The sequence below is a fragment of the Ulvibacterium marinum genome (genome assembly GCF_003626755.1).
Taxonomy (GTDB): domain Bacteria; phylum Bacteroidota; class Bacteroidia; order Flavobacteriales; family Flavobacteriaceae; genus Ulvibacterium; species Ulvibacterium marinum.
The window spans coordinates 31,032-44,576 of record NZ_RBCJ01000002.1 but is presented as its reverse complement, the minus strand read 5'-3'; the positions used below and the strand labels follow the sequence as shown (position 1 = coordinate 44,576).

Sequence of the window (13,545 nt, the reverse complement as noted above, 5' to 3'; positions counted from 1 at the left end):
GGATTGATTAAAAATCTATGGATCCAAATGGGGGGGGGTCACTGGAACACATTTAAAGATGGACCACTTCCCCGGTCTTTGCAGACTCATACGCCGCATCCACAATATCCAGTACTATCTGACCCTCCAGAATACCGGGAACAGGGGTTTCCTTATTTCTAATACATTCAACAAAATGTTCCATTTGCCGGGTATAGATAATCTGGTCGCAATGTTCTTCACGCTTCGGAAGATCCGGTACAATTTTCTCAAACGATTCCTCCCCCTTTGTGATTTTCAAAAAAGTAGGGAATAAACTGGCGTATCCCTTGGTCCCAAAGACCCCGGCCCCGGCCTCTGGCCCGTCCATATGCGGGTGCCACCAACCGCTTTCAATGATACTTTCCGTTCCATTATCCCAAGTAATGACCAAAATTCCGGTATCGTCCACATCATATTCCCCGAAATTCGTGGCAATTCTTGCGTAGACCTTTACAGGTTTGGGATCCCCAAGCACGTAGCGTATGGAATCAATGGCATGCACGCCCATATCCGCCAAAGCCCCACCGCCGGCTAATTCTTTTTTTGTAAACCATCCTGAGGGCCCCCAATTCTCATGAATGCCATATCCCTTGGTCTTAAAGATTTTTCCAAGTTTTCCCGAAGCTACGGCGTCTTTTACATAATCCGTATCCGTATCAAACCGCCACATATGGCCTACCATGACCAATTGGCCATATTCCTTGGCAACCTTGCCAATTTGCCTTCCTTCTTGGGCATTGATTCCCATTGGTTTTTCAAGAAAAACGGCTTTCCCGTTTTTTAGACAATCCAAGGCATAGGGTGCGTGAAATTGGTTGGGGGTGGATATAATTACTCCATCAATGTTGGGGTCATTTGCAACCTTTGAAACATCGCTATACGAATACGCAACACCGTATTTAAGTGCAAACTTTTGGGCACTTTCATTGGTTCTTGCCACAACGGCCACAATTTCAACTTCTGGAACACACTGAAGGCCACGGATATGGTAGTCCGCGATATAGCCTGCACCGATAAGTGCTATTTTTATGGTCTTCATGTCATTTTCTACTTTTATGAAGTGCCGTATACCTATTAAAAACACGAACCATAGGCACCAAATCGTCCGTAAAAATAAAATCGACTCCAAGATCTAATAGCGCACTTATTTCCTTCGCCTCATCAGCCTGAACATAATTAACATGAATGTCATTTTTCTTTAAGTCCTCAACATCATTCTTTAAATAATTATTATCTCGACTTTTTTTCAATTGGATAAATACATAATCTCGTTTTTTGGTAGCAGCAATGTATTTTGATCTTGATGACAAACGTTCCATATTGCAAATCTTGATTTCCGAATCAACCTTTCTAACACCTTTTGCGGATTGCCTTTCACAGGCAATTACTGCCTGATGCTCTCGTTTTTCGGAAATAACCAGTTTTGCAGTCTCGACACCTAATTTCTTTCCTCCCTTTAAGTGAATATTGAGCCAAATGTTTTTTGGCATTATTTGAAGTACTTCCTTTAATGTCGGTACTTTTTCGCCAGTGAATTCTTCAGATTTCCATGATCCGGCATCAAGTTTCCGTAGTTCGGAAAGTGTCAAGTCATTTACAAAACCTGAGCCGTTTGTTGTTCTATCGACAGTTTCATCATGCATTATTATTAGCTCGTCGTCCTTTGTCAATCGTACATCGAATTCAATCATTTGCACACCAACTCTGATAGCTTCCTTAAAGGCAGCGATTGTATTTTCGGGATGTGTTTGCATAGCACCACGATGAGCACAAATACCTTGTAGCGGCAAGACATGAGAAACTTTTGATTGCCCGGTTGCGGATAAGCTTAAAAAAACAAAGGAAAGTAACATCGATAAATTCCTAAAAAAATCCACACTTTCCATCGTTAATTTAAATCATTATTTCTTCAGCACTATCATAGATTTTTCGGATTGCTATCGCAATTAAGTCCATATCCGCTTTTGTCCCCATAAGGATTTTATGATGCAAACAAACGGACTCCTCTTTAAAAATACGTTCCGCTTTGGGTAGCTTAAATCTCTTAGGGTCTATAGCAGCCCAATAGGCATCGTTTAATTTATGCCTCGCCGGTTTGGTATGCGGTACATAAAGTGCACAGTTACTCAAAGGCTCATAGCAGGCATCTACCACAATACCCAATTCCGCTTCCAAGGCAGTTCTGAATTTTTCTATGGACAATCCCTTAAATGCATTTGTATCGTATCGAAAAGCAAAATTAAAATACGCTTTTTTGGTTTCCCTGGAATCTCTTTTTAAAGGGGTTATACCAGGAATTTCTTTTAAAAGGCCATTTAAATAGGCCCCGTTGGCATCTCTGTTTGCGTTTTGTTCGGGCAATCGTTTTAGGCCTTCTACTAAGATAGCAGCTTGAAACTCGGTAATCCTTAGGTTTCCGGACTGAATGAAATTACCATCGTCGCCATAGTCCCCAATACCCTTATCCGCTCCAATGAGGGAATCTCCCTCGGGTCTACGGCCGCAGTTTCTAAGGGCATCCAATTTTTCCGCCAAACCTGGGTCGTCCGTGGTAACAGCACCCCCCTCTCCGGCGGTGAGGTGTTTGGACAATTGAAAACTAAAGCTACCCACATCGCCGATACTTCCTGCCTTTTTCCCGTTCCATTCCCCCCCGTGCTTATGGGCACAATCTTCAATCACATACAGATCGTGTTTCTTGGCGATTTCCATAATGGCGTCCATATCGGCAAAAGCCCCATAAAGGTGTACCGGCATTATGGCCTTGGTTCTTGGGGTTATCGCCTTTTCGATTTCTGCGGGGTCAATACACCAGGTGTCTTCCAGGACGTCTACCAAAATAGGTGTTGCATTTACATCTATTACTGTTGCTGCCGTAGCCTGCCAGGTAATGGCGGGAACTATGACTTCATCGCGTACTCCTATTCCCATTGCCTCTAGGGCAAGCTGCATGGTAACCGTACCGTTTACCGTGCAAATGGAATATTTTGTACCGGTGAACTCGGCAAAAAGTCGATTGAACTCGGTTTCTTTCGGACCGTTATAGGACCAAACACCACTGTTTAGCACTTCTATCAATGCATTTTCTTCTTCCTTGCCCCAGACGGGCCACTTCGGCCATGGGCGTACCTCTATATCACGGCAGGGCTTCCCTCCTAGTATCGCTAGTTTTTCCATTACGTATTCTGTTTAAATTCCAACCGTTCACTTCTAATTCTGGAACGGCATCACTTTTAAAAGTGGCTTGCAAGCATCTTTTTTCGCCGGGGAGCAGGCTTACAAAATTGTCCTCCCAAAATATGGGAAGTATAGGTTTGTCCGTTCCCTGCTCAACGATATCCAGGTTAACCACAAAAGCTATGGCATCCCCAATATTTTCCAATTGGGCGGTAAAGACCTGCTCCTCACCTTGCTTTTTTAAATGACTATCAATAACCACATCAACCTGTGGGAGGCCATTGAGCATACGAAAATCTGCAAATTTCTTACTTGGGGTATGATAAGCGAATTCCCCTAAATTAGCCTCATAGTCCAGGACTTCCTCTTCGGTAGACAGCCAATAAAAATTAATCCCGATTTCCCTTTCGTCTTCATCGAACAAACGTAAATCTAGAAAATAGGTCGTTGAAAAGTTTTTCAATACATCCACCTCAAACAAGGAAAGGGAGCTATCCGCCGGGGCATTGAAGGGAACATGTTCTTTCAAAAGCAGCTCCGAGGAACTATTGTATACCCGTATACACGCCTTTAGGTTTTTAACTTCCTTCAAATGGTCATTGATTGCATAAATGGTATGATTCCCGTAATTGTAAATGAGATGCAAGGGTGAAAGGGCCTTTTGTGTGGCATAAAAAGCCCCGGTGGGCATCAAATAATAGTCATACAATTGCCAGTACATCTTAGGCCATGCTGCATTTAGCATCCACTGGATTATTCCGGTAGATCGTTGTTTGTATACTTGAAAGGCTTCAAACATGGGCCGCATGAGCTCATAGTTCATCACCTGCGCCTTTTTATCAAAAGATTTTAGGGAATCAGGCTCGCCATAACGTTGGTTAATGGCTTTCACAAAACGATCGAGGTCTGCGAACTCATAGAGCCCGCAGTGGTAATTCCAAGTTTCATTGATGGGCCATAGCTTATCCTCAGGAATAAATCTTTTTAAACTGCGTAATGTTGGGACCTGGGCACCTGGTCCGGTCTCGGTGTTAAATCCGTAGGCCCCTCCAAAATTTGTATCGGTAAACCAATATACAGGAGCGGTGTACGCATAAGGGCCCAACATCTTAACCCCCGACGAACCGCTGATTTCACTTATAACGTCCTCACTACCGATAACATGCTGATCACTACCAACACCTCCAGTGGAGTTCAAATACGGCCGAGTGGGGTCGTATTTTGCAAAAGTTGCTATATACCTTTGTTCCAAGGCGGTTATTGGGACCTTATCACTGGCTACGGTCCAAACAAAGATACTGGGGTGATTCCTTAGCCAAAGAACCTGCTCTTCCCAAGCTTGCGCCACATGTTCAATATGCTCCTGTTTGTACACCCCGCCAAAGCGTTCGTCTACAGGTACGCCCATGTGTATTTCATGTTCCCAATGGCAGCTCCAACCTACCATTAGTAAAATACCGTGTGCATCACAGAGATCGTAAATTGTATGGTCCTTTCCCCAAAAACCTTCCAAGCGGATGCAATTGAGGTTCATCTGTTTCACATATTTGACCTCGGCCTCCAAATTTTCATCGGTATCCATCAGAAGCAGGTCATCCGTCCACCCGGCACCTTTGATCAGTACTTTTTGACCATTGATCTTAAAACCGCGATGAATATCGTTCAACCAATAGTCCTCCACTTCACGAATACCAAAACTGGTATGGCTTAAACTGGAAATTTCATTATCTATTTTGAACTCCAATTGCAGTTCGTACAACTCGGGTTCCCCCAAATTCACGGGCCACCAAAGCCTTGGATTTTCAAATACCAACTGCGGGAACTCCTCAGAAGTAAACCGAGTCTCTATTGTTGTTCCTGCAGGGATGGTTATCTCTTTTTCAAATATACATTGCGCTATGGTTCCTTTAAGAATCCCAGTAAGCGGTTTGTGGGCATCGTTTTTTAATTCAGTCGAAACAGTGAGTTTTGCTTTCGTTAAATGGGGCAAATCTATTTTGGTCCGTACAAAGGGATCTTTGATACGTACCCCTTGATGAATTTCCAGTGTAACGGGCCTAAAGACCCCCATATTACCATCTGGCGCCGGGGGATTCCAATCCACAAAACCGATACTGAAATCTCCGGGTCTTGGAGGCACTACTTCAATAGCCAACACATTTTCCCCGGTTACGATATATTTACTTACATCAAACTCGGTTCTGCGATAGGCACCATCGATGGAATCTGAATCTGCAATCTGCTTGCCGTTGAGCCAAACATTGGCCTTATAGTTTATTCCATCAAAAAGAAGTGTAGCGAATGCCCTAGAATGGGAATCATCCAGTGTAAAACGGGTGGCATACCACCATGGCACCTCAAAAAGCGCCTTCGGAATCTTTTTCAGATTCTCCCCGAAATACGGATCTTCAATTATTTCATTCGTGACCAGAATGCCAAGAACCGTAGCCGGAACCTGGGCCGGAATCCATGCTTTTTTGTCATGACCGGGCGTTGAAACAACATCACCCCTTTCCAAAATATCTTTTGAAGACTGTATTTTCCAATTTTCGGACAGACGACTTCTGAAAGTTTTCACTAAATCCATACTATTCATTTGCTCGCTTTCGATGCTTAAGAATCCTTTTTGACCTCCACATCATACCTCCTCCAATAGCCATTAAGACAAGACCTGCGACCAAATCTGTCATTTGCTGGACAAAAGTTTCGGTAAAAGCCATGGCTATGGTAATTATAATACCGAATGCGAAGATGAAAAAACCTAGGGCTTGGTTTATTTGGGCGGTTTTAATTTTGGCATTACGATCCATAGTATTTGTTTCAAGGAGGGTTAGGATTAAAATTGGTAGTAAACAACGGCCAATATGGCCAATACGGTCCAGGACCAAAGTTTTAAATTGTTCCACCAATGACGGTTCTCTTTTGGGATTCCCTCATATACATATTCGTCGGGCAATAGGAGAACCAATACGCCAATGAGCAGATAGAGGCTAAAAAAAATCAGTTTGGCCGTTTCCTGTGAAATTCCTGAAAGCCAGTCAAAATTGAGCATAGTTCTATGTTTTGCTTTTAGTTAAAATTCGGGCACTGAACACCAAACCTTCCAATTCAAGGGCCGTATGCTTTTTGGTCATTAGGCTAACTACTACATTGATAATAAAGCCCAAAAGAAATGACCACCATGAAATGTACAAAAAGGGATCTTCAATGGTAAAGAATTCCGTTTTGAATACATTAAGGAAAATAGCGAAACCAATACCGATGACCAAAGCCGAAAGCCCACCCCATTGTGTGGTGCGTTTCCAGAAAATACCGAGTATTAGAATTGCGAACAACGGTCCTTGGAAGTAGGACATAAAGGTTTGTATGGCAACATAAATGCCCGGGAAATCACTACTGATGGGAGCCGTTGCAACCCCAATAATCAATAACACCAATGTGGTTATCCTACCTACTTTTAAATAGTGCTTGTCATCTCCGTCCTTTTTAATGAACGGTTCGTAAATATCCTTGGTAAATAAGGTCGCAGTTGAATTCAGTAAAGAATCCACACTGGACATTAGGCCTGCAAAAAATGCGGCGAACATGAGGCCCACCAGGCCGGGGGGCAGAATACTTTTAATCATCATGGGCAACGCCTGGTCTCCATCGGCCAAATCCGGATGGACCACAACGGCCATTAAACCAGGGAACAAGACCAATATAGGGATAAACATCTTTAAGGCCGAACCAAAAATCATGCTTGCCTTGGCATGCCATTCGTTTTTGGCCGTAAGACAACGTTGGACAATGGATTGGTTTCCTATCATGTAGGCATTGGCCATTACAAAAGTTAGGCCGAACAAAATTCCGGTCCACGGAAAGGGCGATGTGGTATCCACAGGTTGGATAATATCGAAATGGCTTCGGTATTCCGGTCCCATGGTATTCACTTTCTCTACCAGATTTTCCCATCCGCCCACCGCATCAAGACTAAGAAAAACCAAGGCAAAACCTCCTATGAACATGATGATCATTTGAACTACGTCCGTCATGATCACTGCCGTAATTCCACCAAAATAGGTATAGAGGCCCACAACACCGGCAGTAGACAGTATGGATATCCATATAGGCCAACCCATCAATACGTTTAAAAGAACCGCACTGGCCCAAAACAATACACCTAGGTCCAGGGCAAAGAACAAGATCCAGGTAGCCGAAGCAATGGTACGCACCGACTTATTGTACCTTCTGCCGAGGTATTCGGGAATGGTGTACATTCCACCGCGCCAGAAATAGGGAATAAATATAAATGCGGCCAAGAGCATTGCGGGTACGGAGCCCACCCAATCAAAATTACCTACCGCCACACCGTATCTATAGGCTTGGCCGGATACCCCGACAAAATCCAGTGCTCCAATGTCCGAAACCACGATAGACATACCGATTGCCCAAAAGGGCAAACTTTTCCCCCCCAGAAAATAGTCTTCGGAATTATTGACAAATTTCTTGAAATAAAGCCCCAGCAACAGCATTCCAACGATATAGGCTATTACTATAAAATAATCGATTCCGGCCAACATATGGGAAGGTTTTATGGGTTGGAAATACAAATTAAATCGAATAAGAAGAATTTGTTTTATTAAATCTTATTGTCTTTTTATGGTATATAAACCCTAGTATATGTTCTAGGCTCGTTTTCACCCATTTTGGGTCAAGATTTATGTCCTTGAAATTTCATCCTGGTTAGTGCTCATTTTCCTGTACAAGGTCGTTTGCCATCTGCTAAACGCTTCCCCTGAAGACCATTAAAAGCCTACAAATCGAAACACTGTGGATTAAAAACCCATTAGTTTGGATTCGAATGCGAGCGATACATAGGAAAAACAAAAATAATATGCAAAACCTACAATTTATCCGAACCCTCTAATTCCAAATTCCAGAATGGTATTTTCCATTTTTTGCCAGGCACAACAGCTTGAAAAAAAGAGCCTTAGGACAAGTTTAAGAATTCGGGACTTTAAAGTTTATTGCTTAAAACTAATATTATATTAACCTAAAAATTGAGTTATTTTAACATATCGCAAATCAAGGTCAAAATGTCATAGATAACTAATAATATACTTTATGTTTTCACAGGAATTTTAAAATAGCTTTGACTTAAATTTTTAAAACTGCCGACACAATATTTAAAACTAAACAAACAATGAAAAGAAAAAACCTAAGTTTTTTAGCACTCTTCTTCTGCAGCGTGTTTACAGTATATCTGTACGGCCAGCAGCAGGTTTCAGGGGTGGTATCCAGCGATGATGGCGAACTGCTTCCAGGGGTATCTGTTGTCATTAAAGGAACCACAACCGGTGTAAGCTCCGATTTTGATGGAAACTACACCATTAATGTACCCAACGCCCAATCTGTACTTGTTTTTTCCTACCTTGGTATGGAGACCCAAGAGGTGGTCGTAGGAGGTAGACCTACCATTAACGTTACCATGATCACTTCATCCGAAGCTCTGGACGAGGTTGTGGTTACGGCCTTGGGTATCACAAGGGAAAAGAAATCGCTGGGCTACGCTGTTAGTGAGGTAGACGGTGATGCTCTGGACAACGTGCCCCAAGAAAATGCACTTAACGCCTTATCCGGAAAGGTTTCCGGGGTGTCCATCAACTCTACTGGGGGACCAGGTTCTTCCGTAAACATGGTCATCCGTGGGGCGAATTCCTTAACGGGGGACAACCAGCCTTTATTCGTTATCGATGGTACACCCATTTTTAACACCCTTAACAACGTTAGTGGATTCGGAGATCGGAACACCGTAGACTTCGGAAATCCCATATCGGATATCAATCCGGACGATATCGCAAATGTTTCCATATTAAAAGGGGCCAGTGCCGCGGCTTTATATGGATCACGTGCCGGTAATGGGGTGGTATTGATTACGACCAAATCAGGTAAGGCGAAAAAAGGGTTGGGCATAACCGTAACCTCAAGTACGGTTTTCGACATTCCCTTCCGCTATATAAATTCTCACAGGCGTTTTGCTTCCGGGGATCGTCCTTATACGGAAGATAACTTTCCTTCAAACGCCTTTGGGGCCCTTTTGATCAATGAGGGCGCATCCGCCTGGGCAGGACCCGAATTGGACAAGGGCATTAATGCCATTCAATGGCCCTATTCCCAACAGGAAATCGAATCCGGTGTACCCGTGGCCCGGGAATTAAGGTCGTACAGCAATCCTGAAAACTTTTTTCAGACGGCCGTTACCGCTACCCAAAACATATCCATTGAAAACAGTAGTGAAAATATAAGTTACCGACTATCGGTAAACAACATGGACAATACCGGCTTTGTTCCCAACACCGATCTTAAAAGGACAGGGATCAGCCTTAATTCTTCCGTAAAACTGAGCGAGCAGGTTACGGTCTCCTCAAATTTGAACTATGTGAAAAACGGTTCCAATAACCGACCTGGGGGGGATCGTGGCGTAAATCCAATTCATGCCCTGTATCAACTATCCCCTCATATTGACGTTCGGCAAATGGAGGATTACTGGTTGGACGGTTTTGAAGGGTTAAGACAACACTCGCCCTATTCCTTTGGAGAAGACCCCACGGACATTAGTCAAAACAACCCTTATTTCCTGGCCAACGAAGCCCTAAACAGTTTTAAACGAAATAGAATCTTTGGCAATATTAAAGTAGATTGGGAGTTGTTGCCCGGACTCAACCTAATGGGGCGCTATACCTATGATGGGTATAACGAAGAACGGGAAACCAAAATATCCAGTGGCTATGATCGAGCCATAAATGGTACCTATGGACTTCAAAACATCGATCAACGTGAAATAAATGCCGACTTCCTTTTATCATACCGCAAGGCCTATGATAACTGGGACTTTTCGGTTTCGGCCGGGGGTAATATTCGGGATGCCAAGAGCGCCAACTCCCTCATAGGGAACCAAAATAGGACGGGTCTAGAGGTACCCAACCTTTTCCGCATCTCCAATATTGCACCTGGAAACCTCAGGTACGAGAACGAAGAATCGCATAGAAAGATAAATAGTTTATATGGTGTTTTGAACCTAGGTTTTGCCAATACGCTTTTTATAGATCTTACGGCTCGAAACGATTGGTCCAGTACCTTGCCCGAAGGGAACAATTCCTTTTTCTACCCTTCGATATCCGCCAGTCTATTGGTGAACGAACTGGTAGATTTAGGACCTAAAGTATCCTTGTTAAAACTACGCTCCGGATATGCCGAGGTGGGTAATGATACAAACCCCTATGCAATAACCAACGTATTGAGCAATGGGGGTTATTGGGGCTCGGCACCTACACTTTCCGTACCGGGCACTTTGCTGAACCCGAGTTATTCCGCCGAACTTAGTAAATCTTGGGAAGCTGGTATAGAACTGGCCTTTTTTCAAAATCGATTGCGGGCAGATGCGACCTACTATAGTGCCCGAAACACCAACCAGATTTTTAACGTAGATTTCCCTTCATCCACCGGGTACTCCTCACAGCTTATCAACGCCGGTGAGACCAGCAGTGAAGGTTTTGAGGCCTCCCTTGGTCTTACTATAGTAGACAATGACGTTTGGAATTGGGACATGAGCTTTATCTTTAACACCAATGTCTCTAAAATCGTTGACCTCCCCGAGGGTACGCCCTTTATACGATTGTGGAATGATGCCAGAGGTGGTGCCTATTCCTGGGAAGGCGATGAAATAGGCCAAATAGTGGACGCCCGAATGGTACGTATAGAAGATCCCAATTCCGAGTATTTTGGATGGCCGGTAATCGATCAAGGTGGTTTTGAAAGTAGTGATAGAACGCTTCAAGATGCCGATGGGAACAGGGTTGCGGATGTAATCGGTAATTTTAATCCTGACTTCAATGCGGGGATGACAACAAGTATATCCTACAAGAACTTCACCCTATCCATGAACTTCGACTGGCGCAAGGGCGGACAATTCGTTTCCCAGACCTATCGTTACAATGAATCGGATATGCGCACCCAACGCTGGTTGGACAAATTAGTAGATCTGAGCGGAGTGGACGATGTTCCCGGCTTCTTAAGGGCCAATGCGGATCAATACCTATCCCCGGACGGTGATTTCTATGTATTGGTAGGAGGCCCTACCGCAGAAATGGGAGGTCTGGAGCATACGGAAGGAGGTATTACTCTAAACGATGGGGTCTTTATGCCCGGGGTTATTGTGGATGATGACGGGAACATTATTGGTGAAAACCTTGGCGGTCCCGGAACCATTACTACGCGATATCAAGATCACTACGGCTGGGACTTTACCCGTAACGCCACCTTTGATGCCGATTTCGTTAAACTACGGGAAATTTCCTTTACGTATGCATTGCCTAATAAATACCTGAAAAGCATAGGGTTTACCAAGGCCTCGATATCCCTGTTCAGCCGAAACATTATTCTTTGGACCGCGGCGGATATCGGCATAGACCCCGAAGTAGCCTTCCAACCTTCTACCGGAGGTGTGGGCGACACCGGAGTTTTGTTCAAACAAGGTATAGAACGCTATAATGCCAACCCATTTGCCATTCCCGTTGGTGTGCGACTTAATTTTGGCTTCTAAGCGATTTTTATAACTCATAAAAAGAATATTATAATGAAATATCTAAAACAAATTGTCTTGGGTGCCATGGCCGCAGTTATGGTATTGTCATCCTGTGAAGACATTACCGATATTAATGAAAACCCCAATGGGGTAGGGCTTAATGAAGGTGACCCCAACTTTTTGGTCACCAACGTTATGGTATCCTTACTACGGAATACTACCGAGGATGGGTATTCCCAATACTTGGGAGCCTGGATGCAGCACACCCAAAAGCAGGGCTGGGGTGACCATAAATATGAATGGGACGGCTCCGGCGATACTGACTGGCCCGACTTTTACGATAACCTAAGAACCCTGCAATTGGCCGAGGACCTAGCTACGGAACAATCCAATAATTTTCTTATTGGGGTTGTTAAGGTACTGCAAGCATATAACTATGGCCTTTTGGTGGATTACTACGGCGACGTTCCCTTTAGTCAATCCCTGAATCCCATTGAGTATCCCACCCCGGTATACGATTCCTCTGAAGACATTTACAAAGGAATTATTGAGATGTTCCAAGAGGCCGCGGCCATTTTTGGGACCAATCCGCCAGCTGGTGTTGGCGTTACTAGTGATATTTTCTTTAATGGCGATGTGGAGCGATGGGAAAAATTTGCCAATGCCATGACGCTTCGCTACTACATGCGATTGAGCGAAAAAGATCCCTCATTTGCCCAAAGCGGGGTAGAAGCTACGCTATCCAAGCCCATGTTCGAGAGTGTGGACGAGGAGTTGTCCATTCCTTTCCTTGGCAACAACGATGACGATTCCTGGCCTAATTTCTTTCAGGAAGGAAACTCCTCCGGATTTACTCGGATCCGTCCCTGTGCCACCTTGGTGGATTTGTTAAAGGAATGGAACGATCCCAGACAGGATATTTGGTTTGCACCCGTAGCCATCCCTATTCAAGTGCAGCCCAGTGACGAGATTCCAAATAACGTGAGGGATACCATTCTTTCTGGTATTCGGTACATCAATCAGGATTCCTTGGCCAATAACAACTATTTTATTTATGACCCGGACACTTGGTTCGATATCGCTGCAGACGGGAATAACGTACTTATAGACACCAGTAGCGTATATGTAGGCCTTCCCGTATCGGTACTCAATGCGGATCCCGTGGCGTATAACCTAAACCCCAATACGGACAGGGAAGTGTCCAGCGTACACACCTCCGAGTTGAACGTCCAATTTAGGGAGCGCTCCGGGGATTACCTGAAATCCCGTATGTTCTCCTATTCCGAGCTTAGCTTTTTAAAGGCCGAGGCCGCCCAAAGAGGATGGGGCTCAGGGGATGCGGGAGCATTATATGAAGAAGGTATACGGGCCTCGTTTGAAGCCTGGGGCATCGATGATCAATATGACGATTACATAGCCCAGCCCGAAATAGCCTATGATGGCACCTTGGAGCAAATTATGTGGCAAAAATGGATTGCTTCCTTCACCGCGGCTTCCGAGGCCTATTTGGATTGGAGGCGTACAGGACTTCCTGATCTGGCCCCCGGACCTTGGGCGGTTTCCAGTGTTATTCCCGTTCGCTTTGTATACGATGATTCGGATAAAAATTCTAATGGAGCCAATTGGCTGGATGCCGTTGGCCGCTTGGAGACCACAGGGTTTACGGAGAGTAATCCCTCAAACGATTCAGGGGATAGCCAATGGTCCAAGCCTTGGATACTGCAAGGCGTTACGGAGCCATGGTAGTACGGTAATTAAAAAACATCGTAAATTGATTTGAT

Annotated in this window: 9 protein-coding genes; 2 read left to right on the top strand and 7 right to left on the bottom strand. The window is 44.3% G+C overall.

What is annotated here, in order from left to right:
• Positions 1 to 52: 52 nt before the first annotated feature.
• From D7Z94_RS07375 to D7Z94_RS07345, 7 genes are read right to left on the bottom strand one after another with little or no spacing between them, the layout of a single operon-like run.
• Positions 53 to 1,060: a Gfo/Idh/MocA family protein gene (locus D7Z94_RS07375; RefSeq protein WP_120710937.1), complete on the bottom strand. Its 1,008-nt coding sequence runs from the start codon at positions 1,058 to 1,060 to the stop codon at positions 53 to 55.
• 1 nt (position 1,061) lies between these two features.
• Positions 1,062 to 1,907: a glycerophosphodiester phosphodiesterase gene (locus tag D7Z94_RS07370; RefSeq protein ID WP_120710936.1), complete on the bottom strand. Its 846-nt coding sequence runs from the start codon at positions 1,905 to 1,907 to the stop codon at positions 1,062 to 1,064.
• A 7-nt stretch (positions 1,908 to 1,914) separates the two neighbouring features.
• Positions 1,915 to 3,198 (bottom strand): DegT/DnrJ/EryC1/StrS family aminotransferase, encoded by a 1,284-nt coding sequence (locus D7Z94_RS07365; protein ID WP_120710935.1) that lies wholly within the window; start codon positions 3,196 to 3,198, stop codon positions 1,915 to 1,917.
• Positions 3,158 to 5,785: a glycoside hydrolase family 2 protein gene (locus D7Z94_RS07360; protein ID WP_158594601.1), complete on the bottom strand. Its 2,628-nt coding sequence runs from the start codon at positions 5,783 to 5,785 to the stop codon at positions 3,158 to 3,160. Before D7Z94_RS07360 ends, D7Z94_RS07365 begins: the two co-directional genes overlap by 41 nt.
• Position 5,786: 1 nt before the next feature.
• A complete protein-coding gene (locus D7Z94_RS07355; RefSeq protein WP_120710933.1) occupies positions 5,787 to 6,008 on the bottom strand; it encodes a hypothetical protein in 222 nt (73 codons plus the stop codon).
• Positions 6,009 to 6,034: 26 nt separating this feature from the next.
• A complete protein-coding gene (locus D7Z94_RS07350; RefSeq protein ID WP_120710932.1) occupies positions 6,035 to 6,250 on the bottom strand; it encodes a hypothetical protein in 216 nt (71 codons plus the stop codon).
• A 4-nt stretch (positions 6,251 to 6,254) separates the two neighbouring features.
• On the bottom strand, positions 6,255 to 7,760 hold the full coding sequence (locus tag D7Z94_RS07345) for a sodium:solute symporter family protein (RefSeq protein WP_120710931.1): 1,506 nt from the start codon (positions 7,758 to 7,760) through the stop codon (positions 6,255 to 6,257).
• Positions 7,761 to 8,383: 623 nt separating this feature from the next.
• Between D7Z94_RS07345 and D7Z94_RS07340 the strand changes: the two genes are divergently transcribed.
• On the top strand, positions 8,384 to 11,782 hold the full coding sequence (locus D7Z94_RS07340; protein WP_120710930.1) for a SusC/RagA family TonB-linked outer membrane protein: 3,399 nt from the start codon (positions 8,384 to 8,386) through the stop codon (positions 11,780 to 11,782).
• Positions 11,783 to 11,815: 33 nt separating this feature from the next.
• A complete protein-coding gene (locus tag D7Z94_RS07335) occupies positions 11,816 to 13,510 on the top strand; it encodes a SusD/RagB family nutrient-binding outer membrane lipoprotein (protein WP_120710929.1) in 1,695 nt (564 codons plus the stop codon).
• The last annotated feature ends 35 nt before the right edge of the window (positions 13,511 to 13,545 follow it).